Raw genomic sequence first — 21,492 nt, 5'->3', positions numbered from 1 at the left:
CCATGAACACCACCGACACCTCAGAAAAAGGCTTAGAAGCCCTCATAGAAAAAAGCCTACTCACTGAAGCAGGTTACATCAAAGGGCAACCTGGGGACTATGACCGCAATTACTGCATAGATAAAACTCAACTGCTGCAATTCCTCCGCCAAACCCAACCCACCGAAGTCACCAAACTAGAAACCAGCTACGGTAAACGGTTTGAAGAAAAGCTATTTCAGCGCATCTCAGACCAAATCAAAAGCAGAGGTATTGTTGATGTTCTCCGCAAGGGTATCAAAGCCCAAGAAGTCAACCTCACACTCTATTACAAACTACCCGCATCCCAACTTAACCCCCAAGCCATCCAACGCTACTACCAAAATATCTTCTCCGTTACTCGTCAACTCCAGTTCAGCAACGATAAAAAACGACTATCCCTGGATATGGGGATTTTCATCAATGGCTTACCCCTCATCACCTTTGAACTAAAAAACAACCTCACAAAGCAAAATGTCCAAGATGCGATAAAGCAGTACAAAACTGACCGTGACCCCAAAGAACCCCTGTTTAACTTTGCCCGTTGCTTAGTTCATTTCGCCGTCGATGATGAGTTGGTCTACATGACTACCGAACTGAAGGGAGAACAAACAGTTTTTCTCCCCTTTAACAAAGGTCAAAAATCTGAACCACACTTACTTTTCCCCGACAGTGCAGGAAACCCCATCAACCCCAACGGACTCAAAACCGATTACCTGTGGAAAGAAATTCTCACCAAAACCAGCCTCAGCAACATCATTGAAAAATATGCCCAACTAGTAGAAGAGAAAGACGAAGAAAAACAGAAGAAACGCAAACTAATCTTTCCCCGTTACCACCAACTCGACCTAGTGCGAAAACTCCTAACCGATAGCAAAACCAATGGTGTAGGACAGCGTTATCTAGTTCAACATTCCGCAGGTTCAGGTAAAAGTAACTCCATTAGCTGGCTAAGTCACCAACTCGTAGAACTCACCGACACCAGCGACACCAACCCCGTATTTGATTCAATTATCGTCGTTACAGACCGCAAAGTTTTAGATAGACAAATCCGCGATAACATCAAACAGTTTGCCCAAGTCCAAGGCGTAGTTGAAGCCATCACCGAAGGTAGTAAGCAACTAAAACAGGCACTAGAAGAAGAGAAAAAAATTATTATCACCACAGTTTTTAAATTTGCCTATATTGTTAAAGAAATTCAGTCATTAAGCAATCAAAAATTTGCCATTGTCATTGACGAAGCCCACTCAAGCCAAAGCGGTACAAGTGCCGCCAAAATGAGTGCAGCTTTGAATAAAGAAGCAGGTGAGGAAGAAGAAACCACCGAAGATAAAATTCTCCGCATCATTGAAGAACAAAAACTTTCACCCAACGCCAGTTACTTCGCCTTCACAGCCACACCCAAAAATAAGACATTAGAAACTTTTGGTATTCAAAATCCAGCAGATGGCAAGTATTATCCCTTCCATAACTATTCCATGAAGCAGGCAATAGAGGAAGAATTTATCTTAGATGTGCTGGAGAACTACACCACCTATAGAAGTTACTGTAAGCTTGAGAAAAAGATTGAAGACGACCCCCAATTTGATACCAAACGTGCAAAGAAAAAGCTCAAGCAGTACATAGAGGGACACCCCCACGCTATCCGCCAGAAAACAGAAATTATGATTGACCATTTCATGGAAGAAGTAATTGGTCAACGCAAAATTAATGGACAAGCAAAAGCAATGGTCGTCACCAATGGTATTAACAGTGCCATTCGCTATAAACTAGCCTTCGATGCCTATCTACAGGAAATCAACGCACCTTACAAAACTATAGTTGCATTTACTGGCAGTAAAGAAGTTGACGGAAAAAAAGAGGATGAGTCCTCAATGAATGGTTTTCCAGGGAACGACATTCCCCAAAAGTTCAAAAAAAGTGAGTATAGATTCCTGATAGTAGCTGATAAATATCAAACAGGATTTGACCAACCCCTATTACATACCATGTATGTAGATAAATCCCTAGCCGATATTAAAGCTGTTCAAACTTTATCTCGCCTCAACCGTGCTTACAAACCCGATAAAAAAGATACATTCATCCTAGATTTTGTCAACTCAGCCGATGCAATTAAAGAAGCCTTTGACCCATTTTATAAAACAACAATTCTCAGTGAAGAAACCGATATAGACCGCCTCAACGACTTACAAGATGCACTTGATAGTTTCCAAGTTTATTCTGAAGAACAAGTCAACGAATTAATGACCCGCTTCATCAATGGTGCTGAACGTGACCAATTAGACCCCATTCTCGATGAATGCAAGCAAAACTTTATCAACGAATTAGACGAAGAACAGCAAATAGACTTTAAGAAAAAAGCGAAATCTTTTGTCCGTAACTATCAATTCTTAGTCCAAATTCATCCTTTCCGTAATCCCTACTGGGAAAGCTTGAAAACCTTTCTCAAATTCCTAGTAGCCAAACTTCCCAACCTTAACGACACCGATTTATCCAAAGGCATTTTAGAAAGCGTTGACATCGACAGCTACCGCATAGAAAGACAAACAACCCTAGCCATACAACTTGCAGGTAATGGTGAAATTGCACCTGCACCCCCTGACCCTCCTGGTAGCAAATATGAGGCACAATTAGACACACTCAGCAATATTATTCAAGATTTTAACGATCGCTTCGGCAATATTGAGTGGACAGAAAAAGATAAAGTGCGTCGCTTCCTGTTTGAAGAATTACCTGCCGAAGTCAGTAAAGACGAAGAATATCAGAACGCCAAGAAATACTCAGACCGACAAAATGCCAGAATCACCTTCGAGAAAAAGCTAGTCGATAAATTTCAGGAGTTCATCTTCGACCATACAGAAGCATACCGTAAATTTACTGAAGACTCTGAGTTTAAAGCATGGTTAGCCAATACCCTGTTCGATAATGATTACGACCAAGGTGCAGCATAGGCCATATACAGACAGATCACAGATTTAATCATTAGATTTCTACTATAAAGGGGATTGCAAACCTCCACCATAAGTAATTGCTACCCATTGCAAGAACTTGATAGTATTATTAGATACTTGAAAAAATCTGCCTTAAAATCGAAGTAGAAGTATAAGGATATCAGAATTAATCCCATGAAGTACCAATTGCCCTCTTACAGCACAGGAAGTTGATGCTGCATAATGAAATTCCAGGGCTTAAACGCCTAAAATCCTTAACCAATAGGTGTTGCTACCATCACTGATTCGTATTCCAAACTAAGCTAATCTATAAAGATGAAGTCTATTTTAGCGCGTGAGAAACAATTTTAGAACATGAAGCTGCCAAATTATGAAAGAGTCATTTATGAACGTAACCCCTTAATTGAGGTTATTGCTCAACTCAGATTTCCAACTATCCTGAGAATTGGAAGCCAACAACCTGTAGAATTTCAAGATAATGTGAGATTTGAATATCCTATTTTTGAATCTTCCAGAAACTTACAAATACCAGTTGAAATATCGAGTATTTTAAATCAATTTAGCTCAAATATTGGAAATGATTTAAATTATCAATTCAAATCAGAAGATTTGAATTGGCAACTTTCTATAGATCAAAATTCCATAACACTCGCTACTACAAAATACGAAAGATATGAAAAATTTATTAGTAAATTTAAAAATGCAGTTGAAATATTTGAAAGAATATATAATCCATTATCTTATTCTCGAATAGGATTAAGGTATCGTGACTTGATTATTAGATCGAAGCTAAAGATTAAAGGTAAAGAATGGTCAGAGTTAATACCTGAGCATATAGCTAATGAATTTTATACACCAGAGATAGCAAATTCAATTCAAACTTTTGTTAAGAATTTACAGTTAAAAACTGAATTTGGACAAGTAAATTTCAATCATGGATTAGTAAAAGTTAGAGACATAGAGCAGGGAATAGATGAAACAGCTTATTTATTAGATGCTGACTTCTTTACTGAAAATAAGTTAGAGAGAGGTGAAAAGGTCTGGGAAGTTTTTCAAAAATCTAACCGCACAGCTAGAAATCTCTTCCGTTGGAGCATCACTGAAGAGTTACACAGAGCTATGAAACCTAAATCAATATCAATGTAATACTCTCATACCAGCAATGCAAACAATACCTAGTAGTTCTCAAGGCAAAAATATAATAGGTCATCGATATGAAGTCATATCGCTTCCTAGCCAAACGCCTTATTGGCAAAATGTATCTAGCACTCCTACTTTAAAAATTCAAATTTCTATTCAATCACCACTTAAAGCTGATTCTTTTAGTCAGTTTAACCATAATACTTATCTATTGATTAAGTGTTTATTCTTGCTGAATGTACTTTTTGTTACTTCATCTGAAGGCTTACAAGAAGCTTCTGAAGCACTGGAGAATATGGTGGATTACTATAGATGTTACAGGTCTGATTGGCAACCAAAGAGCTTACCTGGAGAATTACAAGTAATTACAGGTACTGTATTGCCTACTGAAGTCAGACCACCATTAGTTATGGATTTTGAATAAATTACGATGCCCAAACATTTGATTTACAGAGCCTCTCGCAAAAGAGAGGCTTTGAGACAGGGGGAGATTTTGACTGGAGTTATACAGTTTCAAGCTATTCTAGGTAATTCATCTTCAGATATTGAAAATGCCAAGTTTAGGCCTATAGTTCATCCTTACGGAATTATTATTACTCAGGACTGTGACTTAGATTGGGACTGTACAGCTAGGAAAAATCAAGATAAGCCTTATAAATTGTTAAATTCTATACTTTTTTGTGCTATATACACAGCTCAAGAAATCCGCTCTGATCAAAATAATCAAATCAACTCCAAAGAATGGGACTTAGTTAAATCCAATCGCCATCAACAATACTATTTTTTTGAGCAAGTTCCTTCAAATTGTGAGCTTTTGAAAGAAGGGTTGCCAGAATTAACAGCAGATTTCAAAAAAATTTTTGCAATAGATACTGAATTTTTATATCAGCAAATCAAGCTGAAAATAGCTAAACGGCGTACTATACTCAAAACCCCATATTTAGAACATTTTTCCCGTCGTTACTACGAATATCATGGACGTGTTGCACTTCCCGCACAACATGAAAGCGCAAAAGGAGGATAACTTTGCTGGCTACCAAAATCAGTAAATGTTATAAAATACTTGTCAAATTGAGTAATTTTTCGTCGATAGTTAGGAAAAAGAAAGCAAAAATTTCTGATATTTGATCATTTCTTCAAATCTCAAAAAACACCTTTGGCAGAAACCATCCACCCACAAGGACGGAATCTTAACCTTTGCGCCACAGTTTGGACATTCTGACAGCAAACTTAATTTGTGGCGATCGCAACCTTGCGTTACCTTAAACTGCCATTCAATTTTGTGACAAGGCGACTCAGCATAACAAGCAGCACATAACTGAATTGGCTCAATTTTCATCCCCACCTCAGCCAGTGGTAACATTTGCTCTAACCTATCAGCATCAACCCCCACAACCTTAGCCAAAGCCTCCAACTGCTGGCGAGATGGTGGGGATTAAACCGAAACTTTTCCCATCGAGCGATCGCCTCACTTCTCTTTACTAGGTGGCAAAATCGTTCCATCGGACTGCGCTTGTCTAATCGCTCGTTTCAGAATTAATACCGCCATTTGCGATAAAGAACGCTCCTCTGCATCCGCCAGTTGTTGCAGGGCTTCTTTGTCTTCTTCTTCCATGTAAATACTTAGTGTTACTTTCCCCATGTGACTATCATCAATTTTTCTATGTATTTTTATATTAAATCACTAAATACAAATAAATTTAAATAGAAATACATTGAATTTATGTATAATTACTGATAAGTCAAAAGCCAGCGCACAACTTTCTCAGGGCTGACGCGCTGGCTTCTGGCTCCTTCTCACAGGAGACATATTCCATGTTAAGACCTGTTTGCCACAAAACGGATCAATACACAGACTCTCAACAAGCCTTAGATGACTTCGGAATTGCTGAACTATTGGCGAAACTCAGCAATTATTGTGAACAGCAAGAACAAGAAAGTTTAGCAGCGTTGTTGATTTCTCAATTAACCCAGAGTATTGATGCTGAACTGATTGCTAATTATTTGAGTGTGGTTGCTCAAAGCCAACAAATTCAACTCCCAAGATTAATTACCCAGAAATTTTCACCGAGTTCCGTTGATTTACCTAACGACTTTCCGAATACAGCAAAGACACCCCGCTTTTTGTACGGCGATAAATTGCATTGGATTGGTTGTGACACTGATTGGGGAATTGCGATCGGCAGATTCTACAGCTTTGCTCCCCATCTTTGTTGCTGGACTTGGTGCTACCTGATTTGGTTGAGCAAAGATAGCCCCAGTGCCGCTTGGATATCTGCCGATATTGCCTGGGAGGAAGATTTAGAGCCACTAGAAGCGGAGCCAATGCTATGAATAATCCGCGTCCTTTACAAGCACGAGAGCAAAATTTGATTGATTTATATAGCCACTGTCAGCTAGGAATGACACCCAAGAATTTTTATGCAAAATGGGATGTCAATCATGAAGCGATCGCTCGAATTTCCTCTCGTTCACTTTCAACCGTCCGCCGTTGGTTTTCTCAAGGTCGTAGCTACCGCCATCCTATGGCCTCTGATTTACGTCATCTTGCTCTCATGGATTTTTTACTCGAAAACTTCGAGGATATCCCTGAAAAACTTTTGCACAAACTCTGTTTAAGCAGGAATAAGTAGAAAAATCCACAAATTTCAATATCATTCTGACATTTTTTTACCAGCCACTCTCAAAGTAGGGTGGCTTTAGTTTTGAATAGCCAGCCATGACATATATTGAAAAACTAAATCCTTGGTGTATAGTACGCCACTTTCCCAATATGCAAAACAAGATTGTTGCTCGTTTTCGTCGCTGTAATGATGCAGAGGCACATTTAATAACTCTGCGCCGACTCCTACCAAACGCTACGTTCTCAATTATTTTCAATGTATGAAAAGAGCAGCAACATGAGGAAGCATTGTTATAGGCGATCGCTCTCAGTATCCTAAATTGTCTTTTGATGTTCTACCATTTCTGCAAAAGTTGTAAAACACCTTTGACACCAGCCATTAGACCATAACGCAGGAATCTTAAATCTAGCCCCACAATTGGGACATTCTGATAGCAAAGTTAAGTTATGGTTCACACACCCTTGCGTTACCTTAAATTGCCACTCAATTTTGTGACATGGCGACTCGGCATAACAAGCAGCACATAACCGAATTGGCTCAATTTTCATACCCACCCCAGCAGGTGGTAACATTTGCGCTAACCTATCGGCATCAACCCCCACAACCTTAGCCAAAGCCTCCAACTGCTGGCGAGATGGTGGGGGATTAAACCGAAATTTTTCCCATCGAGCGATGGCTCCGCCCGCCGCAGGCATCGCACCCCCAAGTCCTGCTGCTTTACCTAACCCAGTAGGCGTTAAATCATTTGCCCGTCGAAAGCGTCCTAAAAAGTGGCTGATACTTTCTCCCTCTAAAGGTTCGATTTGAAACAGCCAAGGTTGAATGTTTGGAACTTCCATTATTTGTACTCTGCTGCTACTTCCTTCAGAGTTGCCAAATCCACCTTCTGTAATCCTTTCTTTAATGCTCTGATAGCTGATTCTCTGAGAATCATGTCGAGCAAACCAATATAACCCCCCGTTGCCTCACCTAAAGTCTTCAGCATAGTCTTACTGGCAAGATTGGAAGCCACTGGCAACTGCAAAACCCTCTTTTCCCAAATGTCTACTATTCTCTTAAACTCATCCCCAGAAAACTTACCAAATCGATGACAAGCCCGAAAACGGTTGTAAACTTGTTCATCCCGCTTAATTACTGCATCTAAGCGGTCAGTTCCTACCAAAATCACTGCTATTTCTAATTTGTCAAAAATGTCCCGCACCTCAGCAAAGGTCTTGGGTTTCAAGCGGTCAGCCTCATCAATAATCAGCATTTCCACTCCACACCCCTTAAGAACTCGTAGCGTTCTGTCCCTGATTTCGGCTACCGTTCCCTTTGTCATTTGATACTTCAAATGTTCAAGGATGACTCCAAACAATTCTTTTGCACCGCATTCTTGCGGGATTTGAATATAAGCAACAGGAACAGTTGGAGGTCGTCCTGGTTCTTGCTTTGGTTTATGGCGTAATCTGTAGGCATCACAACCCATAGTTTTACCTGTTCTTGACTCCCCCACCACTCGACCAGACTGCCGTGATTGTCGCTTCCCATCTAACCAATCATGGAGCATTTGCACTTGTTCTAGGGGAATAAAACTCTTCCGGTTCAATCGTTGAATTTCTGCTTGTATTTTTTCGTCATTTACCGGAAAATCACCCAATTGTTGGGCAACAGCTTGAGCCTGTTTTGAAGTCATTTTCTACCACCCGTAATCTTCACGCATTTGTTCGTAATCGAACACTTCCGGCATCTGGTATTCTGGTTCACTCTCAACAGATGCCACTTCAATTTCTTCCTCTGGTTCAACAGGCACAGGTTTTTTAGCCTTTTGAACTACAACCTGTTCTGCTTTTTGGCGTTCCTTCTTGGTTTTCTTTTGGTTTACGAAGGTTTCGCGATCGCGCACCTCTGCCAAAATAGAACGATTGCTAATAGCTTTACCTGCTTGCCGAATCCGGCGACTCATAGCTTTTGCTTCATCCACAGACAATTCCTCTGTCTCCAAATCTTGAGCATAAGCACGGGCTAGAAATTCTTCTTTATTACCCTTGTGGTTATAAACCAAAATAGTAGTGATATCTCTAGGGTCATATCGCAGTACAACGCTTTCTCCTGCGTAACCTGCTAAATGTTCACCTTTGTACATCAAATTTTCAAATTGTAAGTAGCCTCCTCTTTGAATCATTCTGCGTGTTTGCTTCATTAAGCAGATATCCAAATCTCTTTCTGAAAAGGTATCAGGTGCTACTATCAAGCCAGATTCCCAACGCTGAAATCTGGTTTGCTCACCCATGCGAGCATCAATTCTTTGGTTATAGTTATTGACAATGTAAGCTACTAACCTTTGCTCTAGTTGCCGTAAAGTTAAACAAGCTTCCTTCTCTGCGTCTTCTGGACGTTCTTGTACATTTGACCCTGTATATCCTGGCAAAGTTGAGAATAATTCGGTGTTAAATGTTTTGAAAGGACGCTCAACAATACCGCCTTCACTGGGGCGATCGCGTAAATGGCAGACAAATCCCAACTGCACACCTATCTGTTGCAAATGGTTAGAGCGAAAATCTTTACCGCCATCAGTGTAAAAATGTTGCGGTTTACCGTAGGTTCCCCACTCTTCATGAAGCCCGTATTCTTGTCCATATTGCTTTGGCAAAATTGCATGACGTAACGCCAAAGCGACTACCTGAGAACTGGGAGCATCATAGCCAAGATTAATACCCACAATGCAGCGAGAATAACTATCTATGACTGTGGTTAACCAAGGACGACCTAAAATTTCCCCATGTTGATCTACTAACAACACATCCACACGGGTATGGTCACATTGCCAAACTTGATTACTGTACTCTACTGTTAAATCCTTTCCGTCACGGGTTTTAACTGATAAACGAGAACCTCGCCAACCAGGAGAGCGAATACTTTTTGCTTTCTCCTGTTTTTCAATCACAGGTTCGAGAATACGGTACACAGTCATGTGAGAAGGAGGTTTGACACCTAGCTCATCTGCTCTAGCTTTCACCCTGACGGCTACTTGCTGGCGAGTCATGCGCTTACTTCCTTTATTACCTTCCTTATACGTCTTTAAAATAAATTCTTGCCAGTCTTCATCAACTCGGTACTTGCCTTTATCAGCACGTTCGGTTTGTGCTAGACCCACTAAGCCTTCCTGTTCCCATTTATCTATCAGTCGGCGTACTGTTCGGACTGACTTACCCAGCTTTTCTGCGGCTTCTTTGAGCCTTTGAGCATAGGTAGCGCGATCGCCTGCTTCTAGCAGACTTTGAATTACCTGCATTTTTAACTTTGCTTCATCCGAAAGCTCAGACAAGATGACATTTGTTTCAGCGATATTTTTGCTTGTGTCTGAGGCAGTTTCTTTTATTGCAGGTGAGGTAAAAGAGTTGTAATCCTGCATATTATTGTTTTATTAGAACATAGTTGTATTGTACTGTTAATTGTGACAATTAATTTGTTAATTTTTTCTACAAGCATTAGTTTCACTTGCTTAAGCAAAGTGACAGCTAATTTGTGAAAAATCTGTTTTTTGACATTTAGTGTGTTAAATAATTTTAGTGGCGGTTGAATGAGACATAATGACAAAAAACCTGCCATAATAGTTGGTATGACAGGCTTTTCAATATTTAAGTCTTTTGTGACAATAATTTGTTAAAATGACAAACAATTAGTTAATGTACAAAATCAATTTTCTGCCGTATGTTGAAGTATGGCAGAAATCTTTGTTATGCAGCAACTCATCAGTATTTATTTAATATTGAGAGCAAAAGTCAATCTTTCCAAATAAAAGAATCTGTTGCTCTATCCTTTCAACTCACTTAAAAACTTTTTTCGATTTGCGGTTTGTTGGTATTGTACCTCTACTGAGTATCTATCTATTACAAGTATGTCCTTGTATTTATTATGCAACGCCCAATTAATAAAATCATTGCTATCAAACGTTGTCCAAAACCTTTAATTTTCATGTACTAAATTTATGTAATACCATATCCTGTGTATTGCCTAACATTTTGTGGGTGAAATCCTAAGACAATTTTATCTTTAGGAATACCAGCCGCCTCTAATTCATAAGTAACACCATCTTCAGTATCATCTCTTTGTACCCAAACTTTGCCATCAATAATGTCAATATGAACTAAGCAACCGTGAATTCTTTTCACACCATCCCAACCAATAGTGATCAGCAAATAACTGTCATTTTCACAATCAAATACAGTTTTGCATTCAATAGCTGCATAAGAATAAGGAATTCGTGTATAAGGTATTAAAACAGCTTTGATTATGTGACGGTAGTTATCTAAGGTATCCATTTGATAATCCTCTCAGTATCAGGATTGAAGACAAGTAGATTGAGATTTTCTGTTTCTATTAAAAGTGTACCAATTGGTTCTTCAAATAACGCGGTGAATACACTGTCACGCACTCCTAAATATAATAATCTCTCAGGTTCTAGGCGATTGATGACAGCACGATACATAACAAATCCACCAAGCGCATCTTTGAGGTCTGCTATTTCTGAAGGACTGACAAAACTTTTAATTTCGACGGCTATTTTTCTAGTTCCTTGTTCGGCTGCTAAAAGTTGTTTTGCTCCTAAATCGACATACATATCTTTTTGACCCCATTTTAAATGTAAGGGATCATCTGTAATTATCCATCCTTCTTGAATTAAGGCATTTTTAACTGCATTGTGATAGATGTCTTTTGCAGGCATAATAATAATTATACTTTGTTTTCTCTATGGAAATTAGTATTATTGCACCCCAGATGCTCAGTTTTTACCCAAGGCGATCGCCTACTCTGTACACATATCTTAAAAGTGGTGACAATCATTACCGGAATCCAATGCACCATATAAATAGAACCTTGAATTGTTGCCCATAGTAAACGCCAACCACGTAAATTTTGATGTTGATAAAGTCCAGCTATGAAAGCTACTGTTAAAATAATACTTAATATAGTTTGTAGTGGTAATAAAACTGGGCTATCTCTATAAAATATTGTCCACAATAAATCAGGAATTAGTCCTATAGGGAGGAGAAATTGCAAGAGGAAAAATAAAATCAAATCAATTTCTTTTATCCAACCCAAAGCGAAAATTTGCGGGAAATAATCAAAGTAACGCTGATAACCACCCTCAGCCCAGCGACGACGTTGAAACCAAAGATTTTGCCAATTAGTTACACCCTCTTCTTGAATACTTATAGTAGACAAAAACTCAATTTCAGCACCAGCTAAATAAATTTTAAAACACAAATCTAAGTCATCTGTAATACTATTCTCATTCCATCCTTGACACTTTTCTAATATATCTCGCCTGACTAACATCCCATTCCCCCGTAACTCAGACATTCCGCCTACAGCCAAGCGATGGGTTTGCAAAAAGCTATCACAACACATTTCCATTTGCTGACAACGAGTCAAAAAATTGATATCTGCATTAGTAATTGCTTTTCGCACTTGTACTGCACCAATATTTGGTTTGTGGAATAATGGGGCTGTTTGTTGTAGAAAATTCACAGGTAGCAAAGCATCAGCATCACAAATTAAGATGATTTCTCCTTGAGTGTGGGGAAAAACTGCATTTAACGCCCCTGATTTTCCACCTTGTGATTCTCGTCTATAAACTTGGAGTGTGGGAAATTGAGTTTGTAATTGGCTTAATATCTCAGGAGTAGCATCGGTACTACCATCGTTAATAATCCAAATATCCAGGCGATCGCTAGGATAATCTAATTGGTATAAGTTGTAAACTAAAGCACTCAAGACAGCACTTTCATTTTTCGCCGGAACTAAAATTGAGACTTTTGGTGGTTCAGCAAGACTGGTAATAACTGGTGCGGTTGGTTTAGCCATCAGCATTCTGATGGCTTGGATACTAAAAACCGCCGTTAGTCCCACCATGAACCACCGTGTTTCCGGTCGCCAGTGTAGTAAACTGACAACAACCCAAATCAGCAATACTACTAAGGTAGCCTGAAATCGGCGAGTAGAAATTGGCTGATTGGTGTTTCCCATGCTATTTATTCTGCACTTGTGGTTCTTGGCTGGGCTGATCTGGTTCTTTCTTTTGCTGACGACGTAATACTAACATTGTGATCAGGAAACCACCTACTGCTGAGGCAATAATTGTAGTCCATACTAGTCTTTTAGTTTCATTTAAGACTGGATTATCTAAGAGGTTAGAGGAGAAATGCAACGATTGAATAGTCCATTTATCTTGGAGTTTTTGCAACACAGCCGTCCAACGCATCCCCATATCTGCGGCTTTACCATCTTTAAAAGCAAAAGTCGCAAGTGCTTCTCCAGATGAAACAACTATTTCTGGTGATAGAAACGTCCTTACTGTATCGCCTGTGAGATTCATTTTGATATTTTGGATGTTACTAGAAAATTGCTGATTCCAATACTTTTCAAATTCAGGTACTTTGTGAAAAACTTGGTTGTCAACTGTAGTAATCGTAAAGCTGGGGTGTAAGTATGGTTGAACTTTAGAAAAATCACGGTTATTAATGGCTTCTAGGGCGATTTCTCGCGTCTGTAAAATTGAATTAATTTCCTGTTGGTTATCTGCTAAAGCCGCTTGGGGTAAACACCAAATTCCTAGCACTAGCAGAATACTGCAAAGTAGCTGAGTGCATTTATTTGCCCATTTCTGTTGCGTCATGTAAAAACCTCTACTTTGAGTTACACTTATGGGTGATTTTTTACGGTCGTCAACATGATGGATTTTAAACTCTAAATTCGTCAAATAAGTATTAAGTTCTGTCAAATTGCATGGAAAACTTAATTACCTGACAAAAGTAGTTTTCATTTTGTTACAACTAATCATTAACATCCATCTCCCATAACACGATTTAACATTGCAATTGTTGTTTATTTTTTATGTCTACAGAAGATTTTGCAAAAACTAGCTGGGATTGGCAACTGTCCCTATCTCGTCAAAGAATTGGAGAAGCGGTAGAATATGAGCTTTACCGCTTCGATAATGTTTTACCAGAAATATCCCCAGATTGGAAACTTAGTCCTTGGGTGACTAACTTGTTAACTTTTTTATTTTGGTTAGTTGTAATTTTATTTGTGGCTGTAGTAATTTTGCGTTTATGGCGAGAATTCCAGCCTTATATATATGCGTGGCTAGCAAATAACGGCAATGGGGGGAATGCTAAATCAAAAGCATCTCCAGAAAACGTCTCTGTCACAACTTTATTAGAGCGATCGCAACAATTATATCGTCAAGGAAACTACCGTGAGGCTTGTCGTTGCCTTTATTTAGCGGTTTTGCAACACTTGCATGATACAAAAATTCTCCCACATCAATATAGTCGCACCGATGCCGAATATCTGCAACTACTAAAACTGGGCAATCAAACTCCCCTCCAACCCTACGAAACCTTAATTACCACTCACGAGCAATTGTGTTTTGGTAATGCTCAGATGGTAGAAGAAAATTATCAACAGTGTCGCCAAGCCTATCGGGAGATTACAGAAAAATGAAAAAATCAAAACGTAATGTTTGGTTAGGTGCGATCGCTATTATCGTCATCATCATTTTAAGTTTTTTCGCTGCTCCCAGCACTCAACTTTACATAGGTTCAACTTATAATCGCGCTCCCAACGGCTACGGAGCTTGGTACGCTTATATGCAGGATCGGGGAATTCCTATCCAACGTTGGCAAAAACCCCTAGAAAAGCTCAAACCCCAAAAACCAGCCACCCTACTGAGAATCCAAAGTTCCCTCAGACCAGCAGATTTATTACCAGATGAAGAAGCATGGCTAGATAAAGGCAATAACTTAGTAATTTTAGGAGTGCGATCGCGCGTTAGTCCATCCCCCTTTTATACTTGGCAAACATCACCCGATGGCAGAGTAGCTATTGCTACACGTAGACGCAATATCAAAGTGCAGAAAAACCAAATTTCTTTAGGTGATCAGTTTGGCGCGGTAGTGTGGCACGAAACACAGGAAAAAGGCAAAGTATTTTTTTCTGTAACTCCCTATATAGCCGCCAACGCTTACCAAGACGAAATAGATAATTTTAAATATCTAGCCAGCTTAGTACAACAGAAAAGTAATCAAATATTTGTAGACGAATATATCCACGGCTATAAAGATGAGGATATCAAAGATGCAGAAAGTCAAGGAACCCTCATTGACTATCTAGCGCAAACTCCACTATTAGCCCTATTGATACAAACAGGGATGGTGCTATTAGTTTTAATTTGGTCACAAAATCGCCGTTTAGGTCAACCAGTCCCCCTAGAAACACCAGTCATAGATAACAGTGAAGCATACATTCAAGCTTTAGCAGGAATCTTACAAAAAGCCGAATCTAGCGACTTTGTAGTCGAAATGGTCGGGAAAGAAGAACAATTACAACTCCAAAAAGCTTTAGGTTTAGGTTCAGTCCCACTAGAACACCAAACCTTACTCAACCTATGGGTTGAAAAAACAGGTAAAAGCCCAGCAGAATTAGACACAGTCTTAAAATTGCAAGCACGCAAACGCCGCATCAGCCAGCGAGAATTATTTACCTGGCTAGCAAAATGGCGAATGTTGAGGAATAGTCAATAGTCAATAGTCATTAGTCATTAGTCATTAGTCATTAGTCATTAGTCATTAGTGATTTTCTCCCTCCCTTGTCTACCTTGTCTGCCTTGTCTCCCATGCCCAATGCCCAATGCCCAATGCCCCATTCCCCCGTCTCGCTATAATTCCTAAAATATACTGACTTGGGACTGGTGATGGTGAAGAAAGATTTTTTGTGGGATTTCAAGTCATAATTTATGCAAAGTTAGGGCATATACTGACTTGACAGCAGCCATAATTGAAACTGCCATTTTTGGATTTTGGTTTACGAAAAAGATCAGGGTAGTTTTCCCCCTGCTCCCCTGCCCCCTGCCCCCCTGCTTTTTTCCTCCCCCTTTCTTTACTAAAACTTATGAGCGAAACCCGTCCAGTCTTAATTCACCTTGGCGAAAAACTCAACCAAATCGTCGTCGGACAAGCCAGCCTAGTACAACAGATACTCATCGCACTCCTATCAGGTGGACACATCATTTTAGAAGGTGTGCCGGGAATTGGTAAAACTCTCCTCGTCAAAGTCTTAGCGCAACTTATCCAAGCAGAATTCCGCCGAGTGCAATTAACACCAGATGTCTTACCTTCAGATATTACAGGGACAAATATTTTTGACTTAAACAGTCGCAGTTTCACGTTAAAAAAAGGGCCAGTTTTCACAGAAGTTTTACTGGCTGACGAAATTAACCGTACTCCTCCCAAGACTCAAGCCGCTTTACTAGAAGCGATGGAAGAGATGCAAGTCACCTTAGATGGTGAAAGTTTGCCATTACCGAGTTTATTTTGGGTAATTGCCACACAAAACCCCCTAGAATTTGAGGGGACATATCCTTTACCAGAAGCACAACTAGACCGATTTTTATTCAAACTTGTGGTTGATTATCCCGACCAAACTGCCGAAAAACAAATGTTGTTAAATCGTCAAGCTGGTTTTGCGGGGAAACGTTTAGAAATTAGTAGTTTGCAGCCAGTGACAACGGTAGAGGAAATTTTACAGGCGCGACAGGCAGTTAAAAATGTCAAGGTATCAGAAGCAATTATTGATTATTTGTTGGCGTTGGTGAGAGCATCCCGTCAAGCGGTTGATTTAGCTTTGGGTGCGTCTCCCCGTGCGGCTGGTGCTTGGTTGCAGACTGCTCAAGCGGCGGCTTGGCTAGCTGGAAGGGATTTTGTGACTCCCGATGATATCAAAGCTGTTGCATCACCGCTATTGCGCCATCGTTTGATTCTCAAGCCGGAAGCCATGCTAGATGGCTTACAAATTGATTCTGTAATTGCTTCAGTAATGAATCAAGTAGCAGTACCCAGATAAGCTATTGTACTTTTAATTTGTATATTAATATTCGCAAGAGGGCAGGGGGCAGGGAGCAAGGGAGAGAGTTTACAGCTTTTATCGACTAACGGGACTTAGGCAACTTTATAGGTGTAACAGCTTAGTATTAATTTTGGATTTTGCGGAAAGTTCTGTAGGCGGGTTTCCCGCCGTAGGAACGCCACTTGCTACAAGCCGGGACACTATGCACGGCAGTTGCTCATGGGGGAAACCCCCATGAGCAACTGCCGACGCTCCTACGTCGCTAACGCTACGCTAACACCAACGCAGTGGCTCAACTTTTCAAGACGGATTTTGGATTGAAAATTGTCATCCGGAGACATCATATTTACATTTTTTCTTCCTATTCCCCGTTCCCTGTGTCCTATTCCCTAACTGAACAAATTAAGGGACTTCCAGAAAATAAATTATCCAATTTCCCAGAGAGAATATTTTGATTTTTCCCCCTGCGCCCTGCCCCCTGCCCCCTGCTCAACACAGCAATTGTATATTTTTTATTTGGAAGTCCCTAATTAAATTTAGCTAACCGATAAAAGTCGAATTCTTTGAGCATTTCCAGAAATTTAAACACTGCTGGAATATGTAAAGAATGAGATAAAACAGCGACTCCTATGACTCTTTCTAATGGCTGAGGTAAGCTATAAACTTGTACGTTGGGAGGAATGGGAACGGCAGCTAGACGAGGTAGAATGGCTGCGCTTAATCCTTGGTTAACTAAACTAACGATAGTCGAGTCTTCTTGAATGTGGCTGGTGGTATTGATGAAGGGTGCTTCTTGCTTGAAGTGATGATGTAAGGTTCGTCCGCAGGGTAAGCAAGCCAGGATGACTGGAGAATATGCGTTGATATCTTCCCAAGTCATTTTAGAACCGCTAATTTTTGCTTTGGGTGGAAGTAATGCCACATACTCATCACGGAAGATTTCCCAAGCTTCAAATTCATCGCTGGTAGGTATATAAGTAATACCTAATTCAGCACGCCCTTCACGTAAACATTGTTCTACTTCTAAGTAAGAAAGACCCTCGATAATAGTAACAGCTACGTCTGGGAAATGTTCATGAAACTGCGCGATCGCTTTTGGTAATAAGTGAGTTGCTACACTCCGAAAGGAGGCTATCCGCACATGACCACCATGTAAACCTCTGTGCAGGTTGGCTTCTTGTTGCATCATTTCTAGATGCTGTATAGCCTGACGCGCATGATATAAGATTCGCTCTCCCGCAGGTGTCAAAACGGCACCATAACGACCCCTAGCAAATAAGGGTACACCTAATTCATCTTCTAAAGTCGCGATCGCATGACTAATCGCCGGTTGGGTAAGCTGTAATTCTAACGCTGCTTCACTAAAATTACCGCGCTCCGCTACTGCAACTACGGCGCGAAGTTGGGAAATTTTCATGGACAATAGATAAGGTTAATTTATACAGTAATTTACTTAGTGCTTGATTCCGAATAATTTAAGAAAATTTTACGCTGTTCTCTACCTTTTATTTTGACACCTGGAAATTTCTATAAACGCCATTTATGGAAACTATACAAGTCATGATTTGATTATAAATTCAGGCATTGTTAAAGTGATATCTATTCCAAGATAACCAGGAATAATCTTATGCAAGATAATATTAAGTGTCTACAATCTAAAGGCAGAGAAACGCCCAATAAAATCGGCTTTAAGCATAATTTCGGTAGAGAATTTATACAAACAATTTGGCAAAAACTACTAAAAATTTTGCTATCAGATGCCAATGAAATTCAGGTTAACCAAAAAGTTGACCGTCAAGGTAACAAATACTGGCAAGCATACGACCAAATAACAGGCCATTCTTTTGCATCAGGTTCAGAAGTTGATGTACGGATGTGGATTGAACAGATTTATAGATACCAAGCATATGACAGAACTAAATCTAGTAATTGGTAATAAGAATTATTCATCTTGGTCACTCCGTCCTTGGTTAGCGATGAAGCAACTAGGGTTAGAGTTTCAAGAAACTCAGATTATGCTGAGTAATCCCGACTTTGGGGACAAAATTCGCCAATATTCACCCTCAGCCAAAGTTCCTGTACTGCTACATAATCATCAAACCGTGTGGGATTCTCTAGCGATTTGTGAATATTTAGCTGAAACATTTCCCACCTTGCATTGGTGGCCAAGTGATCAAACAGCAAGAGCATTTGCTCGTTCCATCAGTGCAGAAATGCACTCAGGATTTCTGCATCTCCGCCAAAATATGCCCATGAACTGCCGTGCTAAATATCCAGGCAAAGGCTTAACGCCTAACGTACAACAAGATATTGACAGGATTATGGCTATTTGGCAAGAAACACGCCGAAAATTTGGACTTGAGGGTAATTTTTTATTTAGTCAATTCACCATTGCAGATGCTTTCTTTGCTCCTGTTGTCTTACGATTCGTAACTTACGATGTCCAGCTAGATCCTATTTCTCAAGCCTATGTAGAGACAATTTTAGCAATCCCAGCAATGCAAGAGTGGATACAAGCCGCCAAAAATGAAACAGAAGTCATTCCTCATTACGAAAAGTAGTGTTAGTGGAGTAATGAGTGCTGAGTGCTGAGTGCTGAGTAATGAGTGTTGAGTGTTGAGTGTTGAGTAATAGGTAATGACTAATGACTATTAACTATTGACTATTGACTCAAAGGAGTAGCTAGTCCATCAATACTGACAAGATTTTTCTTTTGTTGATACTCTTTAACGCCCTCTTCTCCCTTTTTCTCTGCCCAAGTCACTAGAGTTTGGCGTTGACCTTGATATTCGTAGAGTGGTACACCAAAACCACAAGATGTCTGCACACGTTCCACATCAATTACAATAATTTGACGCGTACCAGGAATTGGAGGAAACAAAGAGTATAAAGAGTTCCAATCAGGTGAATTGGGTACGATTGTCTTGCCTCGTCCGTAAAGACGTAATATGCAAGGCGGTTCTTCAAAAGCACAAAACATCAAAGTAATCCGCCCATTTTCTTCTAAATGCGCTGATGTTTCGTTACCACTGCCGGTCAAATCTAGATAAGCTACCTGATGGGGAGAAAGCAAACGCAAACAATCTAATCCTTTGGGTGATAAATTCACATGACCATCAGGACTTAAGGGAGCAGAAGCGACAAAAAATAATTTTTGGGCTGCAATAAAGTCTTGCAATTGTGGGGTAATGCAATCAAAAACTTTAGCCATAGACTGGGTTTAGAATGTGGGAATTAATTTCAATTTTAGATTTTAGATACTTCGACAAGCTCAGTACAAGTTTTGGATTTTGGATTAAAAGCCTGGACTTACGCACCGAAGGCTAATGAAACTCTCTTTCCCTCTGCACCCTGCCCCCCTGCCTAACCCTATGGAGTAGTTTGAGTGGTGACAACTCTGGGATTGATCTGTTTAAGTAGGCTTTGAATATTATTGAGTGTGGCTGTTTTCATAGTTGGTTGTTGCTCTAACCAAGCATTTGCCTGTTCTTCTCCCTGTTGAACTGCTAATATAAGCGCGCCCCAAGTTTGAATTTCTGGCTGATTGGGGTTGGCTTTGAGGGCTGCTATGACGCGCTTCCACAAGCGTCCTTTGTCAGCTTTGAGGAGGGTGGCAATTTCTTGGGCATTTTGTGGTGATTCTTGTAATACTTGTAAGGCTTTTTCCCATCGACCATCAATTAAATCTGCTAGCACTTGTTGGCTGGGAGAAGCCCAAGTTTTATCGGCTTGGGTTTTAGTCAGTTGGGAGTGGAGACGAATTAAATCTAATTGGGCTTGTGCTGTGGCTGGTAAACTTCCTCGACGCTGTTTTTTGATGAGTTGTAACTTTTCTGAGGCTGGCGTCCATAGGCCGCTACGGGCAACAATTAAGGCATCTTGGAAAGCTTGATCTTTGATGGCGCCTGGTTGGAGGTTAATGGCTTCTAGTTGTATGGGTTTAAGATATAACCTAATGGCTTTGATTTGATACACCTGCAATTGTGGTTCTAAGCCGACTGTTTGATCAATAACTAGTTCTTTGGCACTATCACCAGTGACTTGTTGCCATTTAGGTAGTTGACCGTTGGGACTTGTCCAAGACACCATATGCTGGAGGTTAGCCCGGTCTGGATTGTAATAGATAACTTGACCATAGGCGATCGCATGAGTGCCTTGTTGACGTTCACCCCGCAAATAAATCCAAAATCCTGGCGTTGATGTTTCGCCTTCCAAGGGTTTGATTTCTGTTAAGGGTAGAGCGTTACTAACATCTTGATTTTCTGATGCGGTATCAACTAAGGGTGCAAGGGCAAAGGATTCTTCTGTACCAGCAATGGATAGATTATCCGTGAGACGATAAAACCTTTCTGGCTGGGTTTTGTATTGTAAGTCCTCTAACTTATAAACCCGCAATTCTACTACTTCTTGACAATTAGACTGACAGTTGGGACGCTGACGCAGCACTGGCAGAAGAAATGAGTTTTCAGCCGCATCTAAAGCTATAGTTTCACCAGCTATTTGTTGTTGGTCACTGATACTATCCTTGATTTGCTGGAGGGTTTGCGGGTTTCCAGTGTAACTCAGGGGTAGTTGCGCCCATTTTGGTAAGAAGTTATTTAGCCAACCCACCTGTTCAGGATTGAAAATTAACAGCACACCTATCCAGGTAGCTGAGAGAACTAACCCCGCACCGGTTAGTAAAATAGCGATCGCTATCATTGAAGACAATTTCATCCTCTTGTTTTTGGGTAGTTGAGATTCAGAGGCCACATCGTTAGTTAAATCAACAATTGGCTGATTGTCTTCAGGAGAGTAGCGGCTGGCCATGTTCTTTCTCTGTCAATCTACAGTGCGAGTGTTATGTCTTGTTTCTCTTTTATACTCGC

Annotated in this window: 24 protein-coding genes; 11 read left to right on the top strand and 13 right to left on the bottom strand. The window is 40.2% G+C overall.

What is annotated here, in order from left to right:
• Positions 1 to 2 precede the first annotated feature (2 nt).
• The 4 genes from CV014_RS12735 (at position 3) to CV014_RS12720 (ending at position 5,133) form a co-directional block, all read left to right on the top strand.
• Positions 3 to 2,969: a type I restriction endonuclease subunit R gene (locus CV014_RS12735; protein WP_236142370.1), complete on the top strand. Its 2,967-nt coding sequence runs from the start codon at positions 3 to 5 to the stop codon at positions 2,967 to 2,969.
• Positions 2,970 to 3,323: 354 nt separating this feature from the next.
• Complete coding sequence (locus tag CV014_RS12730; protein WP_236142369.1) at positions 3,324 to 4,115, top strand: TIGR04255 family protein; 792 nt, start codon at positions 3,324 to 3,326, stop codon at positions 4,113 to 4,115.
• Positions 4,116 to 4,131: 16 nt separating this feature from the next.
• Positions 4,132 to 4,533: a hypothetical protein gene (locus CV014_RS12725; RefSeq protein ID WP_236142368.1), complete on the top strand. Its 402-nt coding sequence runs from the start codon at positions 4,132 to 4,134 to the stop codon at positions 4,531 to 4,533.
• Between the two features lie 6 nt (positions 4,534 to 4,539).
• Positions 4,540 to 5,133, top strand: coding sequence for a hypothetical protein (locus CV014_RS12720; RefSeq protein WP_236142367.1), 594 nt, complete (start codon positions 4,540 to 4,542; stop codon positions 5,131 to 5,133).
• Positions 5,134 to 5,202: 69 nt separating this feature from the next.
• Here the strand turns inward: CV014_RS12720 and CV014_RS12715 are convergent, their stop codons facing one another.
• Together CV014_RS12715 and CV014_RS12710 are read right to left on the bottom strand one after the other, a co-directional pair.
• Positions 5,203 to 5,514, bottom strand: coding sequence for a TniQ family protein (locus CV014_RS12715; RefSeq protein ID WP_236142366.1), 312 nt, complete (start codon positions 5,512 to 5,514; stop codon positions 5,203 to 5,205).
• A gap of 63 nt (positions 5,515 to 5,577) precedes the next feature.
• Positions 5,578 to 5,724, bottom strand: a complete 147-nt coding sequence (locus tag CV014_RS12710; protein ID WP_236142365.1) for a ribbon-helix-helix domain-containing protein — start codon at positions 5,722 to 5,724, stop codon at positions 5,578 to 5,580.
• A 200-nt stretch (positions 5,725 to 5,924) separates the two neighbouring features.
• Here CV014_RS12710 and CV014_RS12705 point away from each other — a divergent pair, with 200 nt between their 5' ends.
• Both CV014_RS12705 and CV014_RS12700 read left to right on the top strand, forming a co-directional pair.
• Positions 5,925 to 6,443: a hypothetical protein gene (locus tag CV014_RS12705; RefSeq protein ID WP_236142364.1), complete on the top strand. Its 519-nt coding sequence runs from the start codon at positions 5,925 to 5,927 to the stop codon at positions 6,441 to 6,443.
• Positions 6,440 to 6,742: a helix-turn-helix domain-containing protein gene (locus tag CV014_RS12700; RefSeq protein WP_236142363.1), complete on the top strand. Its 303-nt coding sequence runs from the start codon at positions 6,440 to 6,442 to the stop codon at positions 6,740 to 6,742. The genes CV014_RS12705 and CV014_RS12700 overlap by 4 nt, the downstream gene beginning before the upstream one ends.
• A 66-nt stretch (positions 6,743 to 6,808) precedes the next feature.
• On the opposite strand, the gene CV014_RS12695 is transcribed toward CV014_RS12700, so the two are convergent.
• From CV014_RS12695 to CV014_RS12660, 8 genes are all read right to left on the bottom strand, one after another.
• Positions 6,809 to 6,964: a hypothetical protein gene (locus CV014_RS12695; protein WP_236142362.1), complete on the bottom strand. Its 156-nt coding sequence runs from the start codon at positions 6,962 to 6,964 to the stop codon at positions 6,809 to 6,811.
• Between the two features lie 83 nt (positions 6,965 to 7,047).
• Positions 7,048 to 7,572: a TniQ family protein gene (locus CV014_RS12690; RefSeq protein WP_236142361.1), complete on the bottom strand. Its 525-nt coding sequence runs from the start codon at positions 7,570 to 7,572 to the stop codon at positions 7,048 to 7,050.
• The gene (locus CV014_RS12685) at positions 7,572 to 8,408 is read right to left on the bottom strand and encodes a TniB family NTP-binding protein (protein WP_236142360.1); all 837 of its coding nucleotides are present in this window, start codon (positions 8,406 to 8,408) and stop codon (positions 7,572 to 7,574) included. Before CV014_RS12685 ends, CV014_RS12690 begins: the two co-directional genes overlap by 1 nt.
• A 3-nt stretch (positions 8,409 to 8,411) precedes the next feature.
• A complete protein-coding gene (locus tag CV014_RS12680) occupies positions 8,412 to 10,007 on the bottom strand; it encodes a Mu transposase C-terminal domain-containing protein (protein ID WP_442946905.1) in 1,596 nt (531 codons plus the stop codon).
• Positions 10,008 to 10,701: 694 nt separating this feature from the next.
• Complete coding sequence (locus CV014_RS12675) at positions 10,702 to 11,037, bottom strand: XisI protein (RefSeq protein WP_236142359.1); 336 nt, start codon at positions 11,035 to 11,037, stop codon at positions 10,702 to 10,704.
• On the bottom strand, positions 11,025 to 11,441 hold the full coding sequence (locus tag CV014_RS12670; RefSeq protein ID WP_236142358.1) for a XisH family protein: 417 nt from the start codon (positions 11,439 to 11,441) through the stop codon (positions 11,025 to 11,027). Before CV014_RS12670 ends, CV014_RS12675 begins: the two co-directional genes overlap by 13 nt.
• Positions 11,442 to 11,449: 8 nt before the next feature.
• A complete protein-coding gene (locus CV014_RS12665) occupies positions 11,450 to 12,745 on the bottom strand; it encodes a glycosyltransferase (protein ID WP_236142357.1) in 1,296 nt (431 codons plus the stop codon).
• A gap of 1 nt (position 12,746) precedes the next feature.
• The gene (locus tag CV014_RS12660; protein ID WP_236142356.1) at positions 12,747 to 13,394 is read right to left on the bottom strand and encodes a YybH family protein; all 648 of its coding nucleotides are present in this window, start codon (positions 13,392 to 13,394) and stop codon (positions 12,747 to 12,749) included.
• A gap of 218 nt (positions 13,395 to 13,612) precedes the next feature.
• Here CV014_RS12660 and CV014_RS12655 point away from each other — a divergent pair, with 218 nt between their 5' ends.
• From CV014_RS12655 to CV014_RS12645, 3 genes are all read left to right on the top strand, one after another.
• On the top strand, positions 13,613 to 14,224 hold the full coding sequence (locus CV014_RS12655; protein ID WP_236142355.1) for a DUF4129 domain-containing protein: 612 nt from the start codon (positions 13,613 to 13,615) through the stop codon (positions 14,222 to 14,224).
• Positions 14,221 to 15,303, top strand: a complete 1,083-nt coding sequence (locus CV014_RS12650; RefSeq protein ID WP_236142354.1) for a DUF4350 domain-containing protein — start codon at positions 14,221 to 14,223, stop codon at positions 15,301 to 15,303. Before CV014_RS12655 ends, CV014_RS12650 begins: the two co-directional genes overlap by 4 nt.
• A gap of 367 nt (positions 15,304 to 15,670) precedes the next feature.
• Positions 15,671 to 16,621 carry an AAA family ATPase gene (locus CV014_RS12645; protein ID WP_236142353.1) on the top strand — a complete coding sequence of 317 codons (951 nt, stop codon included), beginning with the start codon at positions 15,671 to 15,673 and terminating at the stop codon, positions 16,619 to 16,621.
• A 529-nt stretch (positions 16,622 to 17,150) separates the two neighbouring features.
• Here CV014_RS12645 and CV014_RS12640 read toward each other — a convergent pair.
• Complete coding sequence (locus CV014_RS12640) at positions 17,151 to 18,041, bottom strand: LysR family transcriptional regulator (protein ID WP_236142352.1); 891 nt, start codon at positions 18,039 to 18,041, stop codon at positions 17,151 to 17,153.
• A 210-nt stretch (positions 18,042 to 18,251) separates the two neighbouring features.
• Here CV014_RS12640 and CV014_RS12635 point away from each other — a divergent pair, with 210 nt between their 5' ends.
• Both CV014_RS12635 and CV014_RS12630 read left to right on the top strand, forming a co-directional pair.
• Complete coding sequence (locus CV014_RS12635) at positions 18,252 to 18,560, top strand: hypothetical protein (RefSeq protein WP_236142351.1); 309 nt, start codon at positions 18,252 to 18,254, stop codon at positions 18,558 to 18,560.
• Positions 18,532 to 19,185 carry a glutathione S-transferase family protein gene (locus CV014_RS12630; protein WP_236142350.1) on the top strand — a complete coding sequence of 218 codons (654 nt, stop codon included), beginning with the start codon at positions 18,532 to 18,534 and terminating at the stop codon, positions 19,183 to 19,185. The genes CV014_RS12635 and CV014_RS12630 overlap by 29 nt, the downstream gene beginning before the upstream one ends.
• Positions 19,186 to 19,286: 101 nt before the next feature.
• On the opposite strand, the gene CV014_RS12625 is transcribed toward CV014_RS12630, so the two are convergent.
• Both CV014_RS12625 and CV014_RS12620 read right to left on the bottom strand, forming a co-directional pair.
• Positions 19,287 to 19,835, bottom strand: coding sequence for a pyridoxamine 5'-phosphate oxidase family protein (locus CV014_RS12625; RefSeq protein WP_236142349.1), 549 nt, complete (start codon positions 19,833 to 19,835; stop codon positions 19,287 to 19,289).
• 158 nt (positions 19,836 to 19,993) lie between these two features.
• Positions 19,994 to 21,433: a hypothetical protein gene (locus CV014_RS12620; protein WP_236142348.1), complete on the bottom strand. Its 1,440-nt coding sequence runs from the start codon at positions 21,431 to 21,433 to the stop codon at positions 19,994 to 19,996.
• Between the last annotated feature and the right edge of the window lie 59 nt (positions 21,434 to 21,492).

The organism is Nostoc sp. CMAA1605, from assembly GCF_021596505.1.
GTDB lineage: Bacteria > Cyanobacteriota > Cyanobacteriia > Cyanobacteriales > Nostocaceae > Trichormus.
This window is presented reverse-complemented; position numbering and strand designations above follow the sequence as displayed.

Bases quoted from the DNA above. Each gene is read 5' to 3' on its own strand.
- CV014_RS12735 (WP_236142370.1), top strand. From the start codon at position 3: ATGAACACCACCGACACCTCAGAAAAAGGCTTAGAAGCCCTCATAGAA.
- CV014_RS12730 (WP_236142369.1), top strand. From the start codon at position 3,324: ATGAAGCTGCCAAATTATGAAAGAGTCATTTATGAACGTAACCCCTTA.
- CV014_RS12725 (WP_236142368.1), top strand. From the start codon at position 4,132: ATGCAAACAATACCTAGTAGTTCTCAAGGCAAAAATATAATAGGTCAT.
- CV014_RS12720 (WP_236142367.1), top strand. From the start codon at position 4,540: ATGCCCAAACATTTGATTTACAGAGCCTCTCGCAAAAGAGAGGCTTTG.
- CV014_RS12710 (WP_236142365.1), bottom strand. From the start codon at position 5,724: ATGGAAGAAGAAGACAAAGAAGCCCTGCAACAACTGGCGGATGCAGAG.
- CV014_RS12705 (WP_236142364.1), top strand. From the start codon at position 5,925: ATGTTAAGACCTGTTTGCCACAAAACGGATCAATACACAGACTCTCAA.
- CV014_RS12700 (WP_236142363.1), top strand. From the start codon at position 6,440: ATGAATAATCCGCGTCCTTTACAAGCACGAGAGCAAAATTTGATTGAT.
- CV014_RS12690 (WP_236142361.1), bottom strand. From the start codon at position 7,572: ATGGAAGTTCCAAACATTCAACCTTGGCTGTTTCAAATCGAACCTTTA.
- CV014_RS12685 (WP_236142360.1), bottom strand. From the start codon at position 8,408: ATGACTTCAAAACAGGCTCAAGCTGTTGCCCAACAATTGGGTGATTTT.
- CV014_RS12680 (WP_442946905.1), bottom strand. From the start codon at position 10,007: ATGCAGGTAATTCAAAGTCTGCTAGAAGCAGGCGATCGCGCTACCTAT.
- CV014_RS12675 (WP_236142359.1), bottom strand. From the start codon at position 11,037: ATGGATACCTTAGATAACTACCGTCACATAATCAAAGCTGTTTTAATA.
- CV014_RS12670 (WP_236142358.1), bottom strand. From the start codon at position 11,441: ATGCCTGCAAAAGACATCTATCACAATGCAGTTAAAAATGCCTTAATT.
- CV014_RS12665 (WP_236142357.1), bottom strand. From the start codon at position 12,745: ATGGGAAACACCAATCAGCCAATTTCTACTCGCCGATTTCAGGCTACC.
- CV014_RS12660 (WP_236142356.1), bottom strand. From the start codon at position 13,394: ATGACGCAACAGAAATGGGCAAATAAATGCACTCAGCTACTTTGCAGT.
- CV014_RS12655 (WP_236142355.1), top strand. From the start codon at position 13,613: ATGTCTACAGAAGATTTTGCAAAAACTAGCTGGGATTGGCAACTGTCC.
- CV014_RS12650 (WP_236142354.1), top strand. From the start codon at position 14,221: ATGAAAAAATCAAAACGTAATGTTTGGTTAGGTGCGATCGCTATTATC.
- CV014_RS12645 (WP_236142353.1), top strand. From the start codon at position 15,671: ATGAGCGAAACCCGTCCAGTCTTAATTCACCTTGGCGAAAAACTCAAC.
- CV014_RS12640 (WP_236142352.1), bottom strand. From the start codon at position 18,041: ATGAAAATTTCCCAACTTCGCGCCGTAGTTGCAGTAGCGGAGCGCGGT.
- CV014_RS12635 (WP_236142351.1), top strand. From the start codon at position 18,252: ATGCAAGATAATATTAAGTGTCTACAATCTAAAGGCAGAGAAACGCCC.
- CV014_RS12630 (WP_236142350.1), top strand. From the start codon at position 18,532: ATGACAGAACTAAATCTAGTAATTGGTAATAAGAATTATTCATCTTGG.
- CV014_RS12625 (WP_236142349.1), bottom strand. From the start codon at position 19,835: ATGGCTAAAGTTTTTGATTGCATTACCCCACAATTGCAAGACTTTATT.
- CV014_RS12620 (WP_236142348.1), bottom strand. From the start codon at position 21,433: ATGGCCAGCCGCTACTCTCCTGAAGACAATCAGCCAATTGTTGATTTA.